The organism is Alistipes sp. 56_sp_Nov_56_25, from assembly GCF_001915285.1.
Lineage (GTDB): Bacteria > Bacteroidota > Bacteroidia > Bacteroidales > Rikenellaceae > Alistipes > Alistipes shahii.
Map to the genome: position 1 here is coordinate 187,097 of NZ_MNQF01000062.1, position 21,453 is coordinate 208,549.

22 protein-coding genes are annotated in these 21,453 nt (G+C 59.0%); 3 read left to right on the top strand and 19 right to left on the bottom strand.

Annotated elements, in window-relative coordinates:
• Position 1: 1 nt before the first annotated feature.
• The 7 genes from BHV64_RS10565 to BHV64_RS10595 form a co-directional block, all read right to left on the bottom strand.
• Entirely contained in the window at positions 2-982 is a 981-nt protein-coding gene (locus BHV64_RS10565) for a BACON domain-containing protein (protein ID WP_229028783.1), read from the bottom strand.
• A gap of 527 nt (positions 983-1,509) precedes the next feature.
• Positions 1,510-2,118 (bottom strand): GTP cyclohydrolase I FolE, encoded by a 609-nt coding sequence (folE, locus tag BHV64_RS10570; protein ID WP_019151937.1) that lies wholly within the window; start codon positions 2,116-2,118, stop codon positions 1,510-1,512.
• A 19-nt stretch (positions 2,119-2,137) separates the two neighbouring features.
• The gene (locus tag BHV64_RS10575) at positions 2,138-3,115 is read right to left on the bottom strand and encodes a Gfo/Idh/MocA family protein (RefSeq protein ID WP_149886869.1); all 978 of its coding nucleotides are present in this window, start codon (positions 3,113-3,115) and stop codon (positions 2,138-2,140) included.
• 3 nt (positions 3,116-3,118) lie between these two features.
• Positions 3,119-3,700: an RdgB/HAM1 family non-canonical purine NTP pyrophosphatase gene (gene rdgB / locus BHV64_RS10580; protein ID WP_138265744.1), complete on the bottom strand. Its 582-nt coding sequence runs from the start codon at positions 3,698-3,700 to the stop codon at positions 3,119-3,121.
• A gap of 24 nt (positions 3,701-3,724) precedes the next feature.
• Positions 3,725-4,381, bottom strand: coding sequence for an ATP-binding cassette domain-containing protein (locus BHV64_RS10585; protein WP_217726942.1), 657 nt, complete (start codon positions 4,379-4,381; stop codon positions 3,725-3,727).
• On the bottom strand, positions 4,368-4,949 hold the full coding sequence (locus BHV64_RS10590; RefSeq protein WP_149886866.1) for a hypothetical protein: 582 nt from the start codon (positions 4,947-4,949) through the stop codon (positions 4,368-4,370). Before BHV64_RS10590 ends, BHV64_RS10585 begins: the two co-directional genes overlap by 14 nt.
• A 1-nt stretch (position 4,950) precedes the next feature.
• Positions 4,951-5,790 (bottom strand): HAD family hydrolase, encoded by an 840-nt coding sequence (locus BHV64_RS10595; protein WP_138265746.1) that lies wholly within the window; start codon positions 5,788-5,790, stop codon positions 4,951-4,953.
• Positions 5,791-6,045: 255 nt separating this feature from the next.
• Here BHV64_RS10595 and BHV64_RS10600 point away from each other — a divergent pair, with 255 nt between their 5' ends.
• On the top strand, positions 6,046-6,576 hold the full coding sequence (locus tag BHV64_RS10600; RefSeq protein WP_015546915.1) for a nitroreductase family protein: 531 nt from the start codon (positions 6,046-6,048) through the stop codon (positions 6,574-6,576).
• Positions 6,577-6,612: 36 nt separating this feature from the next.
• Here BHV64_RS10600 and BHV64_RS10605 read toward each other — a convergent pair whose 3' ends face one another.
• The 4 genes from BHV64_RS10605 to lipA all read right to left on the bottom strand — a co-directional run bounded on the left by BHV64_RS10605 (position 6,613) and on the right by lipA (position 13,417).
• Positions 6,613-9,762, bottom strand: a complete 3,150-nt coding sequence (locus BHV64_RS10605; RefSeq protein ID WP_288115886.1) for an ATP-binding protein — start codon at positions 9,760-9,762, stop codon at positions 6,613-6,615.
• Between the two features lie 115 nt (positions 9,763-9,877).
• On the bottom strand, positions 9,878-11,644 hold the full coding sequence (gene recJ / locus BHV64_RS10610; RefSeq protein WP_229028782.1) for a single-stranded-DNA-specific exonuclease RecJ: 1,767 nt from the start codon (positions 11,642-11,644) through the stop codon (positions 9,878-9,880).
• Between the two features lie 181 nt (positions 11,645-11,825).
• On the bottom strand, positions 11,826-12,533 hold the full coding sequence (lipB, locus tag BHV64_RS10615; protein WP_288115888.1) for a lipoyl(octanoyl) transferase LipB: 708 nt from the start codon (positions 12,531-12,533) through the stop codon (positions 11,826-11,828).
• A 2-nt stretch (positions 12,534-12,535) separates the two neighbouring features.
• Complete coding sequence (lipA, locus tag BHV64_RS10620) at positions 12,536-13,417, bottom strand: lipoyl synthase (RefSeq protein ID WP_015546919.1); 882 nt, start codon at positions 13,415-13,417, stop codon at positions 12,536-12,538.
• A gap of 348 nt (positions 13,418-13,765) precedes the next feature.
• Here lipA and BHV64_RS10625 point away from each other — a divergent pair, with 348 nt between their 5' ends.
• Positions 13,766-14,212: a hypothetical protein gene (locus BHV64_RS10625; protein WP_229104268.1), complete on the top strand. Its 447-nt coding sequence runs from the start codon at positions 13,766-13,768 to the stop codon at positions 14,210-14,212.
• A 315-nt stretch (positions 14,213-14,527) separates the two neighbouring features.
• Here the strand turns inward: BHV64_RS10625 and BHV64_RS10630 are convergent, their stop codons facing one another.
• Positions 14,528-15,448: an AraC family transcriptional regulator gene (locus tag BHV64_RS10630; RefSeq protein ID WP_022061609.1), complete on the bottom strand. Its 921-nt coding sequence runs from the start codon at positions 15,446-15,448 to the stop codon at positions 14,528-14,530.
• A gap of 157 nt (positions 15,449-15,605) precedes the next feature.
• Entirely contained in the window at positions 15,606-16,637 is a 1,032-nt protein-coding gene (locus BHV64_RS10635) for a hypothetical protein (RefSeq protein ID WP_149886194.1), read from the bottom strand.
• A gap of 67 nt (positions 16,638-16,704) precedes the next feature.
• Between BHV64_RS10635 and BHV64_RS10640 the strand changes: the two genes are divergently transcribed.
• Complete coding sequence (locus tag BHV64_RS10640; protein WP_147619620.1) at positions 16,705-17,304, top strand: ribonuclease HII; 600 nt, start codon at positions 16,705-16,707, stop codon at positions 17,302-17,304.
• A 138-nt stretch (positions 17,305-17,442) separates the two neighbouring features.
• Here the strand turns inward: BHV64_RS10640 and BHV64_RS10645 are convergent, their stop codons facing one another.
• The 6 genes from BHV64_RS10645 to BHV64_RS10670 form a co-directional block, all read right to left on the bottom strand.
• Complete coding sequence (locus BHV64_RS10645; protein ID WP_022061608.1) at positions 17,443-17,913, bottom strand: ExbD/TolR family protein; 471 nt, start codon at positions 17,911-17,913, stop codon at positions 17,443-17,445.
• A gap of 3 nt (positions 17,914-17,916) precedes the next feature.
• On the bottom strand, positions 17,917-18,522 hold the full coding sequence (locus tag BHV64_RS10650; protein ID WP_022061607.1) for an ExbD/TolR family protein: 606 nt from the start codon (positions 18,520-18,522) through the stop codon (positions 17,917-17,919).
• Between the two features lie 14 nt (positions 18,523-18,536).
• A complete protein-coding gene (locus BHV64_RS10655) occupies positions 18,537-18,956 on the bottom strand; it encodes a hypothetical protein (RefSeq protein ID WP_015546927.1) in 420 nt (139 codons plus the stop codon).
• A 28-nt stretch (positions 18,957-18,984) separates the two neighbouring features.
• A complete protein-coding gene (locus BHV64_RS10660; RefSeq protein WP_015546928.1) occupies positions 18,985-19,737 on the bottom strand; it encodes a MotA/TolQ/ExbB proton channel family protein in 753 nt (250 codons plus the stop codon).
• 370 nt (positions 19,738-20,107) lie between these two features.
• Positions 20,108-21,136, bottom strand: coding sequence for an asparaginase (locus BHV64_RS10665; protein ID WP_195635720.1), 1,029 nt, complete (start codon positions 21,134-21,136; stop codon positions 20,108-20,110).
• A 7-nt stretch (positions 21,137-21,143) separates the two neighbouring features.
• Positions 21,144-21,449, bottom strand: coding sequence for a TIGR04076 family protein (locus BHV64_RS10670; RefSeq protein ID WP_118406387.1), 306 nt, complete (start codon positions 21,447-21,449; stop codon positions 21,144-21,146).
• Positions 21,450-21,453 lie beyond the last annotated feature (4 nt).

Below are 21,453 nucleotides of genomic sequence, written 5' to 3' on the forward strand. Positions count from 1 at the left end.
GTTAGTTGCGCGGAGCTTTCACGATCTTCACGTTGTCGAGATACCAGCGGAAATAGCCTTTTTCGCCGGCGGTCACACCGGGATTCCCCTGCTGCGTCGAGCGGATGGCGATACGGGTCGCAGCAGTCACGCCGTAGAGTTTCACGCTCATCGGCGTCCATTTCCAGGTCTGGTCGGGTTTCATGGCCTCGCTTTCGCGGTCGGAATTGCCGTTGACCGTGCCCGGCCCCTCGACGATCTCGACCGTGACGGTCACCGCGTCGGCCTTGCCGGAGCCGCCGATATTCGGGCAGGTCTCGAACGTGAGTTCGACGTTGGAGGCTTTCTTGCGGCCGATTTTCAGGGCCGGCAGAATGATTCCGGTCTGTTTGTCGGTCGCTCCCATCTTGAAGTATCCGGCGCAGGCATACATCGTTTTGCCCACGGGGTTGTAATCTTGAAGCCCGGCTTCGCCGAATTTTTGCAGCGCGTCGCCGGTGCTATAAATGTTTTTCGCACCGTTCTGCGAACCGAGTCCTACGCAGTCGGCGCCGCCGTACACGGCGATCCAGTCGAAATTCTCCGAATAATAGGTGTATCCCACGGGATTTCCGTCGTCGGGATCGGGATCGAGCGTCTGCGTGACGGTGACCCGCTCGGAGAGTTTTCCGCTCGTGACGGTGAGATGTCCGGTGCGTTCGCCGGCGGTTTCATTGGGCTTCGCTTCGAGCGTTACGGAAACGCGTCCTTTTCCGGTCGGTTTATCGACATCGAGCCATTCGGCATCGGACGTGATGACATACCCCCGGTTTGCAAGTACGTCGAACGAGGCTTTCGAACCGGTGTTCAGCATTCCGGTCTGAATCAACTCCACATCGACCTTGCTTACGACGAGCCGGTGTGCGGCGTCTTCCGCTTTGTCCTCGATGCAGGAGGGAAGCAGGAAGACACAACCCATCAGAAACAGCAAGCTTAGATGCAAGTGTAAAAATGGTTTCTTCATAAAAATTAAGAGTTTTAGTTTGTTGGTCAGAAATCGAACCTTATTAAAAAAATTGCAAATCATAAGTCCGAAATTATGTTTTACAAAAGTATCCATTTTATAAAAGGCAATAAATAGAGCCGGTCTATAATATAGAACCCTACAAAAACCAACATTTTGTTTATAAGACATTTACAAATGTACGACTACCGTTGTTATATAGACTTGCAATGCCCGTATCGAAGCAGGAAAGAGCTGTCAGAAAAAATTTCGGCCCGAAACGAGATGCATTTCCGAGGTCCGGAAACGTTTGACGAATTTCGAATCGAAATAAATCGAAAGCCAATGTCGCTCTGCCGAAAATTCACCGCATCAAAAAAAGCAACAGCTTAATTGTCTAAGCTGTTGCTTTTTTAATCCGGTCGTTCCGGTAACGGTACGCCTCTCAGAATCCGAATGCCTTGCCGTCGCTGACACAAACCAAGTCCCGGCCCGCACCGAAGACCCCGGCATAAGGAACCGGCATCTGTGCCGGAACGGGTTTAAGTCTAACGGTAGCGGTGGGAAATGAGGGTCATGAACTCCTCGCGGGTCCGCTGGCTCGACAGGAAGACGCCCGTGAAAGCCGACGTGGTGGTGGCCGACTGCTGCTTCTCGATGCCGCGCATCTGCATGCACATGTGGCTGGCCTCGATCACCACGGCCACGCCCATCGGGTTGAGGGCCTCCTGAATGCAGTCGCGGATCTGCACCGTCAGCCGCTCCTGCACCTGCAAGCGGCGGGCGAAGCACTCCACCACGCGGGCCACTTTCGAAAGACCCGTGATGTAACCGTTGGGAATATAGGCCACATGGGCCTTGCCGTAGAAGGGCAGCATGTGGTGTTCGCAGAGCGAGTAGAGCTCGATGTCCTTGACGAGCACCATTTGCCGGTACTCCTCGCGGAACATCGCCGAGCGGATGATGTCGAGCGGATTTTCGTCGTAACCTTTCGTCAGGAACGCCATAGCCTTGGCCACCCGTTCGGGGGTTTTCAGCAGCCCTTCGCGCGCGGGGTCCTCGCCCAGCAGGCGCAGGATCTCCGCATAGTGGAGTTTCAGCGCCTCGACGGTCGCAGGGTCGAAACGCTCCTCCTTGTCGTAGTTTTTCGTCTCCATAGGGCGCAAAGATAGCGATTTATTCTTTCATTATCTCATCCATCACCCGCGAAGTTCGCGCCGCGGAGACTCCCGTGGAGGGGCACACGCCCTCGCCGCGCAGCTCCCGGACGATCGTTTCGATCAGCGGGCCCTGAATATGCTCCGGAGGGGCGATTTCGAAGCGTTCGACACCCCGCGCCGTCACCAGTTCGACCGGCGTGAAATCGAACGTGCTGAACCGCACCGAGCCTTTGCGGCCCGTGACGACCACCGAATCCTCCGCAGCGGAGGGCGGAGCGACGAAGCACCACATCCCCGTACCGGGCACGCCCGAACGGAAGCGGAACGACGCCGCGACGGTGTCCGCCACGTCGTAGAATCCCCCGCGGTTGCTTTTGCAGCCCCGGGCGTCGGTGATCTCCCCGAGCAGGAAATCGAGGATGTCGAGCGTGTGCGGTGCGAGGTCGTGGAAATAGCCTTCGCCTCCGACCTCCCGGCGCAGCCGCCACGGAAGCCGGGCCGGATCGCGGTCTTCGGGTCTTTCCGGGCGGAGCAGGCGGACTTCCGCCGTCAACGGCTGCCCGACGGACCCTCCGTCGAGCAGTTCCTTGACTTTGAGGAAATAGGGCAGCGCCCGGCGGTAGTAGGCCACGAAGAGTTTCTGCCCGGCTTTTTCCGCCGCTGCGATCATTTCGAGGCACTCGGCGTGGTTCATTGCCATCGGCTTCTCGACGTAGACGGGCTTCCCGGCTTCGAGGGCCTGCACCGCGAGTTCCCGGTGCGTGCCGGGAGGCGTGGCCACGTAGACGATGTCCACCTCCGGGTCGGCGATCAGCGCCGCGGCGTCGGTGTAGCTTTTCGGCACGTTGTGGCGCCGTGCGAAGTCGGCCACCTTCTCCGCGTCGCGGCGCATGACGGCCGCGAGGGCCGAGTGTGGGGTCTTGTACATCGCCGGGCCGCTCTTGCGCTCGCAGACGTTGCCGCAGCCTACGATTCCCCAGTTGACGGTTTTCATGGGCTATCGTTCGGTTGAATGGAGGTAAGCCGCGAGTTTGCGCACGGCGCGGGCGCGGTGCGAAACGGCGTTTTTCTCTTCGGTCGTCATCTCGGCGAAGGTCTTCGTGTAGCCGTCGGGAACGAACAGCGGGTCGTAACCGAAGCCCTCGTGCCCGGCCTCACGGTCGATGATGCGCCCTTCGACGATGCCTTCGAACAGGTGCTCCTCGCCGCCCTGAAGCAGCGAAATGACCGTCCGGAACCGTGCGCGGCGGTTTTCGGCTCCTTCGAGGTTTTTCAGCAGCAGGCGGTTGTTGGCCGCGAAGTCATGGCCGTCGGTGGCGTAACGGGCCGAATGTACGCCCGGGGCGCCGCCGAGCGCCTCGACTTCGAGTCCCGTGTCGTCGGCGAAGCAGTCGAGTCCCGTGCGGCGGTGCAGGTAGCGGGCCTTTTGCGAAGCGTTGCCTTCGAGCGTTTCCTGATCTTCGGGGATTTCCTCCGTGACGCCGCAGTCGCGGGGCGTCACGAGCGTATAGGCGTCGCCCAGCACGGCCTGTACTTCCGTGAGTTTGTGGGCGTTGTTGGTGGCGAAAACGATTTTCATGGGTTGCGGTTTTGGACAAAAATACTATTTTTTCGGGAATCCCGCCGCGGAACCCGCTTCGCGGATTGCCCGTTGGAATTCGTAATGTTCGTAACGTCCCTGGACCTGCCCGCCGCCGAGCACGTAGAGATCGTCGCAGATGCCGTCGAGCAGGGCGAGCGAATCGGCTGCGACGAGCAGGGTCCGCCCCTCGCAGCCGAGTTGCAGGATCAGTTGCTGCACGACGAAAACGCTTTCGGCGTCGAGTCCGCAAAAAGGTTCGTCGAGCAGCAGGACCCGTTTGCGCTGCATCAGCAGCAGGATCAGCGCCAGCCGTTTCCGCTCGTTGGGCGGCATGGAGGCTGCTTCGGCGGCGGGCGGTACGGGCAGCCGCCGAAGCAACGGAGCCGGGTCCGATGCGGGATGGTAGCGGCGTACGAGGCCGAGGCAATCCCCCGCTGTCAGTCCCGGCCAGAAGCGCGGCTCCGCCTCCAGATAGGCCATGTCGCGCCGCCGCAGGGGGTGTCCGCCCGAGGTGACGCTTCCCGATTCGGGCACGGCGAGTCCGTATACGGCCCGGAGCAGTTCACTGCGGCCCTCGCCTGCGATGCCGTGGACGGCATTGGCCGTGAGGAGCATCGTCACGCCGTCGAGCGGCGTCCGCTCCCCGTCGCAAATCCGGAGGGCGTCAATCGTAATCATAAAGGTAGCGGCTGAGGTTGCGTTCGGCCCGGAGCAGGTAGCTCACCACGAGGCAAAGGCTGAGGGGCAGCAGGGGCGGGATGAGAAATCCCGCAGCTCCCAGCCGGGCGGCCAGCGGCCAGCGCGGGGATTCGTCCGCCGGGTCGTAGCGGGCGTATTTGGCCGCGACGAAATAGAGCAGCGCCAACGCCGCCAGCGGGGCCCACGCCGCGGCCATCCAGGCCGAACGGGGCTGTGCGAGGAGTGCCAGCACGGCGAAAGGGGCGGTCATCAGAAAGTAGTTGCGCCAGGCCGTGAAGATCTTGCGGGCAAGCAATCGCGCGGCGCCCTTTCCGGGCAGCAGCAGGAGTTGCAGAGGTTCGTTCGCGGCATAGAACGCCCCGCAGGCCGCCGCCGCGAGATAAAGGGCCGGGAATCCGGCATAGGGGATGCAGGCGCAGACGAGCAGCACGACGGCCGTGGCGACGACCGCAGTAGGATGCCGGCGCACCCCGGCGGTCCACTCGGGCGATCCGCCGAACAGGGCCGGGCGCACCAGCCGTCCGGAGTAGACTTTCCCGGCAAGCATGTTATCGGACGACCTCCAGTTTTTCCAGTCTGTCGTCGAGGTCGATCTTGTCGATGATGGTCTTCACGAGGATGTCCATCTCCGAACCCTCCGTGTAGTCGGCCGGGCATACGTGGCTCACGCGGTTGTCGTGGATCAGCGAGGCCATCTCCTTGCTGGCCCCCTTCCGGTCGGGGTTGTAGACCGCGATCGAATGGCCCCCGGAGTTCTTGACCAGCCGCATACAGGGGATGTCGGTGGTCCCGTCGCCCACGTAGATCATGTGTTTGAACGGTACGGGACGCTCGTTTTCGGGGATGTAGCGGTTGACGAGCTTCGAATCGAAAACCGACTCAACGCCCTTGTTGATCTTGAAGATGAACTGCGTCTTGTTGGTGTAGTTGACCGCCACGGCGGGCCAGTAGGCGATGCCGTCCACGTCGTAGAGGAACGAGCAGGCGTAGATCTTGCGGAACTCGTGGGCGATCTCCGTTCCCTCGATGATCTCCTTGAGACCCGACGAGTTGATGTAGTGGAGGATGCGGATGCCCCGCTCTTCGCCGTAGCGGTTGATTCGGGAAAACCACTCCCTGACGCCGTTGAAGAGCGTCACGCGGCGGCCCGACTCCTGGAACGCCTCGCGTTTGAGCGAGAGTCCCTTCGACTTGGCCTCCTGGATCATCCGCGCCATGTACGTAAGGACCATGTCGGCGTCCTGCTCCTCGGCGAGCGTGTTGGCCTCGGTCCAGAACTCCTTGTTGCTCTTGCCGACGGCCGGAATGAAGTCGTATTCCTGCATGTTGCCCGGAGCGAGCGTTCCGTCGAAGTCGTAGATCAGTGCTATGGTAAATCTGAATTCCATCGTTTTCAAAGTTTTGATTTTAAAGCTGCTAAAAATCAGATGGCTGCAAAACCGTATGGCATGCGGTTCGGTAAAACCTTCCGACAGATGAAGGGGCCGCAGCGACCCCGACACCAAAGATAGCTTTTTTTTCGTATTTTTGCAAAAACAGCGCAAACCGGCCCCGACGCCGGTCGCTTTCGTGCCGGTCCGGGGCGCAGTCTGTCTGGAACAGAGGCTCTTTTCCGGCAATAACGTACGTAAAAACAACAGATTATGGAGTTCAAGGAATTGATTGCGAAACGCCGTTCGGTCCGTAAATTCACCGACCGCGAAGTTCCCCGCGAGGTCGTGGACCGCATTCTCGCCGAAGCCCTTTCGGCCCCTTCGGCACGCAATACGCGCACGACGCGTTTTCTGGTGGTCGACGATCCCGCGCTGGTGGCCCGCATGGCCGAAATGCGCGATTACGGGTCGGCGTTTCTGAAGGGCGCGCCACTGGCGGTCCTGGTGCTGGGCGACACCTCGGCGAGCGATCTGTGGCGTGAGAACGCCGCGATTTCGGCCACGGTGCTCCAGCTGGCCTGCGTCGACGAAGGGCTGGCTTCGTGCTGGGTGCACGTCAACGGACGGCCCCGCCGCAAGGACGCCCCCGACGGAGAGAGGGCCGCCGATTACCTGCGGACGTTCCTGCCCGTTCCCGACGGCTGCGAACCCCTCTGCGCCATCGCCCTGGGCTATTCTGACTTCTCCCCCGCCCCGCTGCCGCCTGCGGACGACGAGGCGCGGATTCTCCGGCTCGGATAACGTTAAAGGACGCCCTTCGAGGCGTCCTTTAACGTTTCATATCAGCGTGATGCGTTCCCGCAGGATGTCGAGAATCTGTTTTTTGAGCTGCGGGGCGTTGATCGGCTTGGGCATGTAGCCCGTGAATCCGTTCTGCATGATCTTCTGCTCGTCGGAGGCGTAGGCGTAGGCCGTGACGGCGACGATCGGGATTTCCGCCGCGAATTTGCGGATTTCCGCCGCGGCCTCGTAACCGTTCATCACGGGCATGTTGATGTCCATGAGAATCAGGTGCGGATGTTCCGTGCGGCACAGTTCTACGGCCTGCTCCCCGTCCCGGGCGTGTATCAGCCGGTAGTCGCGGCGCAGGATCGTTTCGAAAAGGCGGTAGTTGCTGTCGTTGTCCTCGGCAATGAGGATCGTCAGTTTGTCCTTTTCGACCGAAACCGTCGGGACCTCCCCGCACGGGGTTTCGCAGGGCTTGCCGGTGATGTAGGGAAGCGTGAACCAGAAGGTCGTGCCGCGCCCTTCTTCCGACTTCACGCCGATCTCTCCGCCGAGATGTTCGACGATGCTTTTGCAGATCGGAAGCCCGAGTCCCGTGCCCTGTTTGAAGGAGTTGAGTTTGACGAACCGGTCGAAAATCCGCCGCTGCCCTTCGGGCGGAATGCCGCAGCCCGTGTCGGAGACGTAGAAACGGAGCCGGCTGCCCTCCGCCCGGTAGCCGAAGCGGATCGACCCTTTGGCGGTGAATTTCGCGGCGTTGGTCAGCAGGTTGATCAGCAGCTGCGAAAGCCGGTTGCGGTCGGAGTGGAACAGACATGCGTCAAGCCCCGGTTCGAAGATCAGTTCGACGCCTTCGGCCGTTTTCATGCGGATGATGTTCTCCTTTTCGTGCATCAGTTCGTTCAGCTCGAAGTCCGAGAAGTTGAACTCCAGAGTTCCGGCCTCGATCTTCGAGAGGTCGAGGATGTCGCCGATCAGTTGCAGGAGCAGGGCGTTGTTGTTCTCGATGATCGAAATGTATTCCCGTTTTTCCTGCTCCTCGTCGGTCTCGGCAAGGATGCTCGAGAACCCTACGATGGCGTTGAGCGGCGTGCGGATTTCGTGGCTCATGTTGGCCAGGAAGGCCGATTTGAGGCGGTTCGACTCTTCGGCGCGGTCGCGTGCCGAACGGAGGTCCTGCTCCAGCCGCTTGCGCGGAGTGATGACGAGCGACGATCCGATGAGGTTCAGCGGGCGCCCGTCGTCGTCGCGCTGGTCCACGGTGGCCTGTGCTTCCACCCAGTCCAGATGCCAGCGTCCTCCGGCGTCGGAGGCTACGCGGTACTCCTCGCGCACCTTGTCCTTCCGTCCGGCGATCAGGTCGTCGTAGGCGCGGCGCACCCGCTCGCGGTCTTCCTTGTGGATCTTGGCGAAATAGCTTTCCGAGGGGACTTCCAGCTGCTGGTCGGCGTTCGTCCCGGCGAGCATTTGGCCGTGCACCGATTTGTTCACGTCGCACAGGATCGACCCTTTGCGCAGGTCCCATTTCCAGGGCACGATGTCCGCCACGTCGAGCGCCATCGCCAGCTTGTGGTTGATCGAATCGAGTTTCTGCTGCGTCTTGTAGAGCGCCGTGCCGTCGAGGCAGAAGATGTCGATGTGTTCTTCGAGGTACGAGCGGCTGATCACCACTTCGTAGAAGATGTCGCGCGGTTCGTAATAATAGGGGTAGGTGATGGTCCGGTTCTCGGTCTGTGCGATTTTTATCAGCCGCATGAATTCGGTCATCGGGAAGGGGAACAGTTCGCTGACCCGTCGTCCGATCGCCTGCTCGCGGGGGATGAATATGCGTTCGTAACGGGAGTTCACGTCGCAGTAGAGGGCGTCTGCGGGGTTGCCGTTTTCGTCGTAAATCACCTTCATCTGGATGTAGACGATCGACATGGCGTTGAACAGGTTCGAATATTTCGCCAGACTTTCCGATTCCCGCTGCCGGGCCGATTCCACGCGATACATCATGCGAATGCGCCACTGTTGGATGCCGATGAAGGCCAGCAGCAGCACGACGCCCCCGATCGCCCATTTGTACTGTTCGAGCGTCGATACCGGTTTGTTGTAGAAGAGCGTGTTGGCCGGGCAGGTGTGCGGCGAGAGGTCCTTGCGTTCGAGGGCTGCGTAGTTGAAGACCGGGCGGGCGTCCTGCGGGGCGTAGAACGGAATGTCGCGTGGCTGGTGTCCGGCCAGAACGGCGTCGATGGTCGAAATGACGTGTGCGTTCACCTCGGCGTCGTCGTATACATAGCCTCCGACCAGTCCGCCGTCGCGGATGTCTGCGGGCATCAGCGCGAACATCGGGGCCTGCACGCTGGCGATGACGCGGTAGGAGTCGGTGACGGAGACGATGTTGTCGCCGATTTTTTTTGTGTAATGCCACGACGAGAAGAGTATGCCCGTGCGGTGGATGTCGATGCGGTTGAGCGAGTCCAGCAGCGCTTCGGTCGACATTTCGTGTGCCGAGTAGAACCGGTAGTCGATCTGCGGGAATTCGCGGTCCAGCAGCTCGCGCAGGTCGCTGTCGGCCTGCTGATTGATATAGCGGCCGTCGCCGACGAAGATCAGCGAATCCATCCCCGGGATCATCCGGCGCATCAGCTCGACGTTCTCGCGCAGGTAGAGCGGCGTGCGGATGAGCGTGATGTTGTCGGACACGGCTTTGTCGCACAGCGGCAGCCGCTCCTCGGGGCGCAGCGGGCGGCGGTCGAGGTAGGCGTTTTCAGGACCTATGTAGTCCATTTCCGAGCAGAGGATCAACGGCACGCCGGGCCAGGTCTGTTTCACGAAGTCGCGCAGCACGGCGATCGGAGCGCCCAGCAGCACCAGCATCCGGGGCGGATTCTTGCCGTATTCCCGCAGCAGGTTGTTTTTGAAGGATTCGATCTCGCCGGTTTTGTGTTTTTTGAACGTCATCAACAGCGAGTTCATGTTTTCGGTGTAGACTTCGAAGTTGTCCACCTGGTCGATATGCGCGACGATGCTGTTGATAATGTGGCTGCTCCTGGGCGCCGATTCGGTGTAGGTGTTCAGCACCAGCATGTAGTCGCGCTTGTCGCCCGGGGGGCTGCTCGCAGCTTCGGAGAAGGGATGTGCCAGCAGGCAGCTGAAAATCAGAACTCCCGCCAGGGCCTGGAGGGAAATGCTGAACGGTTTCTTCCGAAGATTCATTTGTTTGCAGTGAAGGAGCCGGATGACCGGCTGTGACGCTAAATGCAATGACGCATGTAAATTGAAAAAGAGAGGCCCGGAGTTGTGTTCCTGACCTCTCTTTCGAAGACGGAGACTACCTGTTCAGAACGGGTTTGATGTCCTTGATCCGGAGCTGGGTGGTCACAGTTCCCCGGTAGTGGTTTTCGACGATCTGGTAGCAGACGTCGATCGGGCGTCCCGAGCGCACCCATTCGTAATGCGTGGGCTGCTGGAAGGCGATGGCCTGGATCTTGGTGTTGGGCTTCTGCCGCTGCATCAGGTCCATGCGCAGGTGCTCGCACTCCATGCCGACGAGCTTGGCGTCGCCGTGGTTGCTCACGCCGCAGGTGGCGAAGACCGGCGCCGTGTTGCCCGGCCCGAAGGGCTGAAAGCGGTTGAGGTCCTTGCGGAAAGCCGGCGTGATGTCCGAGAAGAGCAGTTCGCTGTCGATGTCCACCTGCGGGACGAGCATCTGCGGGTCGATGTTCTCCTCCACGTATGCGTTGAACCGCCGCGTGAACTCGCCGACGTTTTCCGGACGCATCGTCAGCCCTGCGGCGTACATGTGTCCGCCGAAGTTTTCCAACAGGTCCGAGCACGACTCGACGGCCTGGTAAAGGTCGAATCCGGGAACCGAACGCGCCGATCCGGTCACGAATCCGTTGCTCATCGTCAGCACCACCGTCGGGCGGTAGTAGGTCTCGATGAGACGCGACGCGACGATGCCCACGATGCCCTTCATCCAGCGGGGATTGTAGATCACGGTGCTCTTGAGGGCCTTCATTTCGGGATTGCCCTCGATATAGTCGTGCGCTTCCTGCGTGACGGAGCGGTCGATCGACTTGCGGTCCTGGTTGTAGGCGTCGATCACGCTGCCGAACTCCTCGGCGATCGACTCGTTGCCCTCGATCAGCAGTTCCACGGCGGCGTGCCCGCCCGAAGGCGAGGCGTTTTCGTCGTTCTCGTCCATTCGCATGCGGCCGGCGGCGTTGATGCGCGGCCCGATCTTGAAGACGATGTCGTCGATGGTGATATTGTGTTTGTCCAGCCCGCAGATCTTGATGATCGACAGCAGACCTTTCGACGGCTCGCGGTTGAGGTTCTTCAGGCCGAAATAGGCCAGAATCCGGTTCTCGCCGACCAGCGGCACGATGTCCGAGGCGATCGATACGACCAGCAGGTCCAGCAGGGGCAGGATCTGCTCGAAAGGCATGCGGTTTTTCTGCGCATAGGCCTGCACGAGTTTGAATCCCACGCCGCAGCCCGACAGTTCGTCGAACGGGTAGGAGCAGTCGACCCGCTTGGGGTCCAGAACGGCTACGGCCTTGGGAATCTCCTCGGCCGGGAGGTGGTGGTCGCAGATGATGAAATCCACGCCTTTCGTCTTCGCATAGACAACCTTTTCCGTGGCTTTGATGCCGCAGTCCAGGGCGATGATAAGCCCCACGCCCTTGCGGGCGGCGAGGTCGATACCTTTGATCGAAATACCGTATCCTTCGGTATAACGGTCGGGGATGTAGAACATCAGGTTTTTGTGCCCGATCTGGCGCAGGAACTTGTAAACCAGCGCGACGGCCGTACAGCCGTCCACGTCGTAGTCGCCGTAAACCATGATCTTCTCCTGGTTCGCAACGGCCCGTTCGACCCGCTCGACCGCCTTCTCCATGTCCTTCATCAGGAACGGATCGTGCAGGTCGGCGAGGCTCGGTTTAAAGAACTTCTCCGCCTTTTCTACGGTGTCTATGCCTCTCTGTACGAGCAGATTGGCCAGTACTGGCGAGATCCGCAGAGCGGCAGCCAGCATGGCTGCCGTCGCGGGGTCGCCCTGTGGCTTCACTACCCAGCGTTTTTCTATAGGCATACGAATTGTTATTTATATATTTTAACATTTAATTTCCAATTATCGTTATTGCGTCTTTATATCGTTTCGGCGCTGTCCGCCGCTGTCGCCGCCGCCTGTGGCATCGTTTAAAAATCTCCGCTCCGGCCCTCCTTCAGGGTGGGAGATGTGTGAGATGCCAGACCCTTTTGCCGGCCCTCTTTCACGAACCGCTCGTTATTTCACACTGCAAGGCTGTGGCCAATTCCCTGATGACCAGCTGTTTTACCTCCTGCATCGACGGCTGCGACCCCGTTTCGGCGGCGATCGACGTGACGCCCCGGTCGGTGAATCCGCAGGGGTTGATGCGCGAGAACCACTCAAGGTCGGTCGTCACGTTCAGTGCGAACCCGTGCATGGTGACATAACGCGACGAACGGACTCCTATTGCGCAGATCTTGCGCGGCCGTGCCTTTCCGGGGTCGATCCAGACCCCCGAGGCTCCGGCGATGCGTCCCGCCGCGATGCCGTATTCCGCGACCGTGCGGATCACGGCCTCCTCCAGCGCTTCGATATACTCCCGCAGGCCGATGCCGATACGCTCCAGGTCGAGGATCGGATAGCATACCAGCTGCCCGGGGCCGTGGAAGGTGATGTCGCCGCCGCGGTCGATGTGAAAGAACTGTGCGCCCATCGCTTCGAGCGCTTCCTGATTGACGAGCAGGTTTTCGGCATGCCCGCTCTTGCCCAGCGTGTAAACCGGCGGATGCTCCACCAGCAGGACCGTGCCCGCATCGTCCGCGCCGTCTGCGCCCGGGACCGGAATGGGACCGGTGCGCTTTCGGGCTACCCCGGCGTCGAACAGCTCCTGCTGCAAATCCCAGCAGGTTTTGTAGTCCATGCGTCCGAGGTCCCGGCAGTAGGCTTTCATCGCTACAAACTTTTTACGCTTCGCAGGGCTTCTTCGGCCATGTACGACGAGCGGACCAGAGGTGCGCTCGCGCAGTAGCTGAAACCCATTTCCAGCGCCCGGAGTCTGTACCATTCGAATTTTTCGGGAGTGATGTACGCCGCAACGGGGTAGTGCTCCAGAGTGGGCCGAAGGTACTGACCGAGTGTCACAATCCGCACGCCTGCGTCGCGCAGGTCGTGCAAGGTTTGCAAAACTTCATCATCGCTCTCGCCAAGTCCGACCATCAGTCCGCTTTTCGTTACGACGCCCTGCCTGTTCAGACAGCGCAGGGTCTCCAGGCTCGTACGGTACTTGGCTCTGGAGCGCACCACGGGGGTCAGTCGCTCGACGGTTTCGATGTTGTGCCCGATGATGTCGGGCTTCGACGCGACGATCACCTCCAGCAGGTCGGGCCGTGCGTCCAAATCGGGAATAAGAAGCTCAATTACGGCGTCGGGGTTCTGTGTGCGGATGGCCTCCACGGTTGCGGCCCAATGGGCTGCTCCGCCGTCGGGGAGGTCGTCGCGCGTCACGGAAGTTACGACGACATACCGCAGTTTCATCAGTGCGACGCTTTCGGCCACCTGTCGTGGCTCCTCGGCGTCGGGAGCAAGGGGACGGCCCGTTTTGGTTGCGCAGAAACGGCAGCCCCGAGTGCAGATGTCTCCCAGAATCATAAATGTCGCTGTCCTCCGGCTCCAGCATTCGGCCTGGTTGGGACACCTGCCGCTGCTGCAAATCGTGTGCAGATTGTGCTTTTCGACGATCTGCCGCACTTCGCCCCATTCGGGAGTGCGGTGGAGTCGGATTTTCAGCCATCCGGGTTTTTTTAGTACATCTACCTTGTCATAAAACTTCGGCATTTAAGTTCATTATTTTCCAATTGATGCAAAAATAAGAAAAAATAATTGAAAAACCCCGTGAAAAAGCCAATTATTGTTCCGATGCGGGGTCTGGGTGCACCGGAGGGGATGCGGATTTTTTTGGAGGAAGCCGAAATTTGCCTTATATTTGTCCCCGCAACGGTTATCTCCGGCATGACCCGGGCCGTTTGTCCGGAAATTATGTGATTCTTTTACCTGCATATCATTCGCACATTTGAAAATCGGCAGTCTGTCGAAGACCGCATCGACGGGGATATTACGCCCTGTTGCGTTCTTTGATTCGCTTCGGCAGGCTCCGGCGTTTGTCTAATTTCAAAATGTGCTTTTATGAAAACAATGCAAACCGGCAAGGCGAATTACCGCCTTGCAGCCCGCCTGCGCGGAAACGAACTGTTGTTGGATGCGGATCTTCGCAAAGCCGTGGAGGAGGAACACCTCCGGGCCGTCCGCAGGGCGGAGGGGCTGAAATGCTGCGCCGACCGGCGCGCCTTTGCCGAAAGCGTGGAGTGGGAGCGGCTCGGCGATTTCTTTCTCCGCGTCGGGTCGCGCCCGTCGGCCGTGCGGGCTTACCGGGACGCGGCGCTCGCCTGCCTCGACGGCGACTATTACGACCACGGGACCGAGATGCTTCCCTGCCGGTTCCTGCGGCTTCGCTTTCTGCGGATGGCCGAAACGGCGGCGGCCTGCTGCGCGGGCGACGCACGGCTGCGCGCCATGCTGGCGGATGATCCGCTGTTCCGGGAAGGATACCCTCTGCTGAAAGCCGGGGTTTAGCGTGCGCCCGCCTGAAAGGCGGGTTGTCGGGTGCGGAGCCTTGCCGCTGATGGTCCGGCTCTGCGCCCGCCCGCAAAAGAGCACCCGCCCGCAAACACGCAAAAGAAAAGAGGTCGGACACCTGCCGGTATCGGACCTCTCTGGTTAGGTTAGTTAGGTTAATGAGAGTGGGAGAATCCCACGTTTGTTACACAAAGGTAATTGAAATTTATGAAACTCCAAATGTTTTGTAACATTTTTCTAAAACCTAACGTAATTTTGTTTATAGATTATAATTAAAATTTTTAAAATACCTGCGTGTTTATAAGTTTTTGATTAAAGCGCCTCGCGCATTTCCGCAGCTTCCGCCGTTTCGTTGAGGGCGGGTTCCGGGACCAGCGACGTGAGGTGCTTGTGCCGGTAGGTGGCGGGCGTCATCTGATACTCCTTCTTGAAGAGTTTGATGAAATGCGATGTGTTGGGGAACGTGCATTCGTTGCCGATTTCGGAGATGGATTTCGAGGTCGAGATCAGTAGCAGGCGCGAGTGCATCAACCGTTGGCGGATGTACCACTTGTGGGGCGGCATCTGGAAGTGGCGGCGGAACTCCTTTTTGAACGAGGTGAGCGAACGGTTGGTGAGTTTCGAAAGCTCCTCGATCGAAATGTCCTTGAAGATGTGGTCGTAGACGGTCTGTTCGAAATTCTCCTTCGCGGCGTCGACGTTGCTCAACAGCTTGCTTTTGATGCAGCAATCCTCGTGCGAGGCGATCAGGTAGATCAACTCGGTCATCTTGATGTTCTCGGCTGTCTCGTCGTGGCGGAAATCCTCGTCGCGCAGGTAGTTGTTGGTGTTGATGAAAAAGTTTCGCAGCGAGTTCCACGCGGGCATGGTGACGTGCGAACGGTTGCGGCAGTTTTCGCACGAATGTTCGTTCGAAATGTTCAGCCCGTAGGTGATGTTCAGATGCATCAGGATGCGTTGCAGGTCGCCGGGCGTGTAATAAAAGAGCACCTGCTCGAACGGCTGGCCGCCTTCGGGGAAGTTCTCAATGTAGTGGTGTCCGATGCCCAGATAGAAAACGTCGCCGCGCGAAAGTGTCTGACGCTTATCGCCGTCGTAGATGTACTTCGTTCCGCGGAGGATGTAGCCGATTGCATAGCGCGAAAGGGCCTGCGACTGGATACCGTTGTGAAGCGACTCGACATACTTCACAATCATCGGTTGTTGAACCGACGAATTCATTGAATTCTTCATAGTAATTGTAATTTAAGTTTTTCTGAACAAAGCATTGCGTCACTGTTGTTCGTTCTCAAATATACAATTAAAACTTTTCAATCTACCATAAGCAATAGCACATTTGGGCACAAAGTGGCAAATAGAACCGTTTGTGCTATGTTTCGAACTAAATAGATTATTGTAAAACTGCGCTAATGACGGCAGAGGCGAGCAATAGCAGGTAGAGGGGAAGGGCGATCGCCCGGTGGATGCGCACGAACATGAAGGGCAGCAGGACGGCCGAAGGCACCGCCGCGAGGGCGACGGTTGCAGGTGTGGCGGCGGGACCGCACAGTGCGGCGGCGGTCAGCAGGAGCGCACTTATATTGAATATGAATATGAGACGCGGTTTGGTGCCGAGGGCGTAGATGTCCGAGAGGAAAAACAGCAGGGCCGTCAGGTCGAGGAGGAAGACGGCTCCCGGCAGGACGAGGTTCTGCACGGGCGTCGAGAGGAACAGCGACAGCGGCGTTCCGGCGATGAATGCGCTTCCCGGTTCCGCGACCTGAGCGAGAAACTCGCCTCCGGCGGCCCAGTTGACGTAGCAGAGCGTGAGAGCGGGCAGCAGCAGGCCCGCAACCGCGACGGCGACTTCGCGCAGCGTGCGCCGGAAAAGCATGACGGCCAGCGGCAGCAGGATCAGGAGCGGCGCTGCGGCCGTGGCGACGAGCGGCAGCAGTCCGATGTAGAGCGAGGCGCGGAAGATGGCGTCGAAGCCGAATCCGTTGCAGTACGAACGGCAGAAATTCTTCGTGGCGAGGGCCAGCAGGGCCGATGCGGCGAAGGTAGTCAGGCAGTCGCCGCCGACGGCGAGGCCGCAGGCGATCGCTCCGTAGAGCGGGATGGCGAGACAGGTTCCGACGGAGTAGAGGTTGTAGCGTACGGTGAGGCGCCCGACGGACATGCCCGTGAAGAGCATCAGCAGTCCGGCGATCCAGCGCGCCCAGACGGGATGTGCGGCCTGGAACTGCGCCAGCAGTTCCCCGGGGGAAGAGACCGCAAGTGCGCCGGCGGCATTCCGGCCTATATCGACGGTTCCTGCGGCATGGCCGGCCTGCACCGCCATGGACACGGCGGGGCCGCCTGCGCTCCACATCGCGACGACGGCGAGTGCGGCGAGGGTCAGGAAGGCCGGAACGAGCGGCTGCCGTGCGATGTCGAATTTCATGTCGGGGGCTTTTTCTCCGGACAAAATTAGCGAAAAAAGCCGGAATAATCCGTAACTTTGTGGTGCGATGTTAGAAAACCAGTATCAATACGACCTTCCGGAGGCCGGGTGTGACGAAGCCGGGCGGGGATGTCTGGCCGGGCCGGTGTTTGCGGCGGCCGTGATGCTGCCGCCCGATTTCCACGACCCGCTGCTCAACGACTCGAAGCAGATGACCGAGCGCAACCGCGAAAAGTTGCGGGCCGTCATCGAGCGCGAGGCCGTCGCATGGGCTGTCGAGGCGGTCTCCGCCGCACGGATCGACGAAATCAACATCCTGAACGCTTCGTTCGAGGGCATGTCGCTGGCTGTGGCGCGCCTCGATCCCGCTCCGGCGTTTCTGGCCATCGACGGCAACCGGTTCCGCACACGTCTCGAAATTCCCTGGCGCTGCATCGTCAAGGGCGATGGCAAATACGCCGACATTGCCGCGGCTTCGGTGCTTGCCAAAACCCATCGTGACGAGTACATGCTCCGCATCGCCGAAGAGTTTCCCCAATACGGCTGGGCGAAGAACAAGGGCTATCCGACGCGCGAGCATCGGCTGGCGATTCGCGAGCACGGCCTCACGCCCCACCACCGGCTGACGTTCAACCACGAGATTGATCAGTTGGAACTCCCTTTCTGACGCCCCTCCCCTCCTCTCTCTGACGTTTCCGGTGCTTGCGGCGTATTTGTCGCGTATTTGCCGCACATTCCCGGCATTCCCGGTCAAACAAAAAGAGCAGGCTGTAAGCCTGCTCTTTTTCAAAAAGAAATCTCCGGATCAGTAACCCAGCGACTTGGAAGCCGCATAGGAGAGTTTCAGGGCGTTGGCGCGACGCAGCTCCTGCTTGACGTCGGTCACGATACCCATTTTCGTAGCTTCGTCGGCCTTGAGGCAGATCGTCATCGAAGCGCGGTCGGCTTCGGAGAGTTTGTCGCGCTCGGCGGCAACGAAGTCCAGGATGTCCCGGGTCGATTTGTAAGAGTCGTTCAACTGGATGCGCGGCGCGGTTCCGAACTTTGCCTGCATCGTCATTGCCGGAGGACCGATGTGGATGAAACTTACGAGCGATTTCTTCTCGAGTTTCTGCACTTCGGTAGCTTCCGGAAGTTTGTATCTCACCAGCAGTTCCTGATCGCGCATGGTCGTCGAGACCATAAAGAAGAAGAGGATCATGAAGATCACGTCAGGAAGCGAAGCGGTCGAGATAGGGGGCAGACCTTTGCTGCCCTTCTTTTTCATTACTGCCATGGCTTACTTCTTAATGTTACGCGGTTCAGCCTCCGAAATCTTCAGAGGTACGGCCTTCGATACTGCATTGCGCAACTCCTCGGGAAGATCCGCGAATTTTGCGCCGAATTTACGCTGTGCCACTTCGTCGCGCACTTCGTTGAATGCGCGCGTGAGTTCGTTCTGCACCATGATATAGGACTGGTAGCCCGTATCCCGGGTCGTCTGCAACGAGACGACGCCTTCGCTCACGGGATATACCCACTTGCCGCCGTCGGGAAGTTCAATGTCCTTGTTCGCCTTTTCGGGCAGGTTCTCGTCATCCAGCGGATTGAGGATGAACTCTTTGGTCCTGTCCTTGAGTTGACGCAGGTCGATCGCCTCCTGTTTTCCTGCGGCTCCTGCCATGATGTCGCCCCTACCGTTGATGAACACCAGGAAGAGGTTGCGCTCCTTGACCTTGATTTCATCCTGGGGTTGATCCTCAGGAGGCATCGGCGGAAGCATGCGCACCAGACCCGTGTCGGTATTCATGGTAGTGGCCACCAGGAAGAAAATCAGCAGCAGGAAGGCGATGTCGGCCATAGAACCGGCATTGATCTCCTGGATTTTTCTTTTATCTGTTGCCATTGTGTCTTACTCGGTTATTTGAATGCGCCCCAGATCTCGGTTGCTACGGCCGTCACGAATGCGGCGACGCATGCAACATAGGTTACGAGGATGCTCGTTTCGGTAATTACGGTTTCACCGTGGCCGAAGAACCCGTTGTTCTGGAGGTCGACAATGTTCACCGTGTGGCCTGCCGAGTAGAAGTACGACACGCCCACGATAACGATGATCAACGCCAGGGACAGGATGGTTCCCTTGATGCCTGCCGGGTTCTGAATCATTCCGAAAACGGCGCAGAAAATGGCCGCAGCGACAGCGAACACGAAGAGGAAGTAACCCCACATCAGGTTCACGCTGATCGATGCGTCCGAGCCGCCGGTAGCGATCGCGTAGACCATGAGGACTACGGTGATAGCCATCAGAATACCCAGCAATATGTTTAAAATCTTTTTCATAATTGCTTTTGACTATTTCAGCGTTCGATTATTTCTTGTTGTAAGCCGTCAGAATATCCATCAGCGTGATGGACGAATCCTCCATATCGTTCACGAGCGAGTCGATCTTCGAAACGATATAGTTGTAGAACAGCTGAAGAACAACCGCCGCGATAAGACCCATGAGGGTCGTCAGCAGGGCGACCTTGATACCGCCTGCAACCAGCGTCGGGCTGATGTCACCGGCAGCCTGGATGGCGTCGAACGCCGCGATCATACCGACGACGGTTCCCATAAATCCCAACATGGGCGAAAGGGCGATGAACAGGCCGATCCACGAAAGACCCGACTCCATCTGGCCGGTCTGAACCGAACCGTAGGAAACGACGGCTTTCTCGACGGCGTCGAGACCCTGGTCGTAACGGTCGAGACCCTGATAGTAGATCGAAGCGATCGGACCGCGGGTGTTGCGGCAAACTTCCTTGGCAGCCTCGATGCCGCCGTTCTTGAGCGCCTCCTCGACGGATGCGATGAGTTTCTTCGAGTTGATCGTCGAAAGCGACAGGTACAGAATACGCTCGATGGCCACGGCCAGACCGATCACCAGGCAGAGGAGCACCGGAAGCATCCACTCCCAGCCGCCTTCGAGGAACTTCTGCATCATAACGTGGTGCATGCTGTCGCCTGCGATCTGGGTTTCAGCGACAACCGTTTCGGTTGCGGCAGCGGCATCCTGTGCGAACGCACTAACGGTACCCAATACGGACAGGGCAGCCGACGGAATCAAAAAAAGTTTTTTCATAGTTGTGTTGGATAAATTAAATTTTGATTAGTTGATTTTTTATTGTTGTGTTTTGGTTTCTTTCGTTTTTCCGGCCGGTCGGGGCCTCTTTTCTTTTCGGGCGTTTCCGCCGGGTTATTTTTTCGCTAAAAATAATTATTTTTTTTGTCTTTCGCAGCCTTTGCGGCGTCCTTTTGTGCTCCGGCGCAGTTGCGAAAGGTTATTCCTGCACGTAGAGCCGAATCCCGGATAATTCACCCCGGACCCGATCAAGTAGTTGTAAATCAATCTTTTTGCCTGTGCGCTACGCCGGCCTCCGCCCAATGGTCCCGGCGGAAAGGGTACGTTAGCAGTGCGAAATATAGAAAAAAAATTTGTTACGTGCAATGGCTTATGCCGTAAATTCTCCGCGCAGGGGCTTGCGCAGAAGCATGCGTGTCTCGTCGTCCGGAAGCCCCAGCCCGAGTACGTACATCAGTTTGGTCACGGCTGCCTCGGCGGTCATGTCGTAGCCGCACAGGACGCCGGTTTTTTGCAGTTTGAGCCCCGTTTCGTACAACTCCATCGAGACGCGGCCCCCGCCGCACTGCGTGATGTTGAGGAGGATGATTCCGCGTGCGACGGCCTCTTCGATGACGCGGATGAACCATTCGGAGGTGGGGGCGTTGCCCGCGCCGAAGGTTTCGAGCACCACGGCCCGCAGCCCCGGAGCCGAGAACATGGCCCGCAGGATCTCCTCGCCCATTCCCGGGAAGAGTTTGATCAGCTCGATGCCTCCGGAGAGCTTCGTGGCGATGCGCAGTTCCGCCGGCGACTCTTCGGGTTGCAGGATCGCCGGGAGGTTGTAGGCGATGTTGACGCCGACTTCGGCCAGCGGCGGGTAGTTGTAGGAACGGAAGGCGCTCAGGGCTTCGGCGCTGCGTTTGGTGGTGCGGTTGGCGCGGAAAAGCCGGTTCTGGAAATAGAGCGACACTTCGGGGACCTCGGGCCGGTCGCCGATGCGCGCTCCGGCGATTTCGATGGCCGTGATGAGGTTCTCGCGCCCGTCGGTGCGCAGCACGCCGATCGGAATCTGGCTTCCGGTGAAGACCACGGGTTTGGCGAGATTTTCGAGCATGAAGCTCAAGGCCGATGCCGTATAGGACATGGTGTCGGTTCCGTGCAGCACGACGAATCCGTCGTAGCGGGCGTAGTTGTCGCGGATCAGGCGGGCCAGGGCCACCCAGTTCGCCGGCTCGACGTTCGACGAGTCGATCACGGGCGACACCGTGTGTACGTCGATGTCGACGTTGAGGCGTTTCAGCGAAGGGAATTCGTCGTAGATGCCGCTGAAATCGAAGGGGACCAGCGCCCCGGTGGCGGCATCGGTCTTCATGCCGATGGTCCCGCCCGTGTAGATGATCAGAATGGAGGATCGCATAGCGTTTTTATTTCTCTAATGTTTCGATCAGAAAGCTCACGGGGCGAAACCCGTCGTTGCAGGAGATCATCGCCGAGGCGGGATTCTTCATCCAGCCGTCGTAGATGTTCGTGCCGCCGTGTGCCAGCGTCATGACGAACGGCGAAAGCGTCTGCCAGGCGCTGTCGCACAATCCGTCGGGTTTCCGCCAGCCGTCGGTCGTGAAAACCTGCCCTTCGTACAGATCGCAGGCATGTTCGATGGGATTTTCGTACTGCTCCATCAGATCCCTGTGGCAGGTCTTGCGCAAGACCGTGATCTTTATTTTTTTCATGTCC

Coding starts and splice junctions, on each gene's coding strand:
- lipA (WP_015546919.1), bottom strand. CDS start 13,417: ATGCCGAAGTTTTATGACAAGGTAGATGTACTAAAAAAACCCGGATGG.
- recJ (WP_229028782.1), bottom strand. CDS start 11,644: ATGCCTATAGAAAAACGCTGGGTAGTGAAGCCACAGGGCGACCCCGCG.
- BHV64_RS10585 (WP_217726942.1), bottom strand. CDS start 4,381: ATGATTACGATTGACGCCCTCCGGATTTGCGACGGGGAGCGGACGCCG.
- BHV64_RS10625 (WP_229104268.1), top strand. CDS start 13,766: ATGAAAACAATGCAAACCGGCAAGGCGAATTACCGCCTTGCAGCCCGC.
- BHV64_RS10660 (WP_015546928.1), bottom strand. CDS start 19,737: ATGAAAAAACTTTTTTTGATTCCGTCGGCTGCCCTGTCCGTATTGGGT.
- BHV64_RS10595 (WP_138265746.1), bottom strand. CDS start 5,790: ATGGAATTCAGATTTACCATAGCACTGATCTACGACTTCGACGGAACG.
- BHV64_RS10630 (WP_022061609.1), bottom strand. CDS start 15,448: ATGAAGAATTCAATGAATTCGTCGGTTCAACAACCGATGATTGTGAAG.
- BHV64_RS10600 (WP_015546915.1), top strand. CDS start 6,046: ATGGAGTTCAAGGAATTGATTGCGAAACGCCGTTCGGTCCGTAAATTC.
- rdgB (WP_138265744.1), bottom strand. CDS start 3,700: ATGAAAATCGTTTTCGCCACCAACAACGCCCACAAACTCACGGAAGTA.
- BHV64_RS10640 (WP_147619620.1), top strand. CDS start 16,705: ATGTTAGAAAACCAGTATCAATACGACCTTCCGGAGGCCGGGTGTGAC.
- BHV64_RS10605 (WP_288115886.1), bottom strand. CDS start 9,762: ATGAATCTTCGGAAGAAACCGTTCAGCATTTCCCTCCAGGCCCTGGCG.
- BHV64_RS10575 (WP_149886869.1), bottom strand. CDS start 3,115: ATGAAAACCGTCAACTGGGGAATCGTAGGCTGCGGCAACGTCTGCGAG.
- BHV64_RS10655 (WP_015546927.1), bottom strand. CDS start 18,956: ATGAAAAAGATTTTAAACATATTGCTGGGTATTCTGATGGCTATCACC.
- BHV64_RS10590 (WP_149886866.1), bottom strand. CDS start 4,949: ATGCTTGCCGGGAAAGTCTACTCCGGACGGCTGGTGCGCCCGGCCCTG.
- BHV64_RS10635 (WP_149886194.1), bottom strand. CDS start 16,637: ATGAAATTCGACATCGCACGGCAGCCGCTCGTTCCGGCCTTCCTGACC.
- BHV64_RS10565 (WP_229028783.1), bottom strand. CDS start 982: ATGAAGAAACCATTTTTACACTTGCATCTAAGCTTGCTGTTTCTGATG.
- BHV64_RS10665 (WP_195635720.1), bottom strand. CDS start 21,136: ATGCGATCCTCCATTCTGATCATCTACACGGGCGGGACCATCGGCATG.
- folE (WP_019151937.1), bottom strand. CDS start 2,118: ATGGAGACGAAAAACTACGACAAGGAGGAGCGTTTCGACCCTGCGACC.
- BHV64_RS10650 (WP_022061607.1), bottom strand. CDS start 18,522: ATGGCAACAGATAAAAGAAAAATCCAGGAGATCAATGCCGGTTCTATG.
- BHV64_RS10645 (WP_022061608.1), bottom strand. CDS start 17,913: ATGGCAGTAATGAAAAAGAAGGGCAGCAAAGGTCTGCCCCCTATCTCG.
- lipB (WP_288115888.1), bottom strand. CDS start 12,533: ATGAAAGCCTACTGCCGGGACCTCGGACGCATGGACTACAAAACCTGC.
- BHV64_RS10670 (WP_118406387.1), bottom strand. CDS start 21,449: ATGAAAAAAATAAAGATCACGGTCTTGCGCAAGACCTGCCACAGGGAT.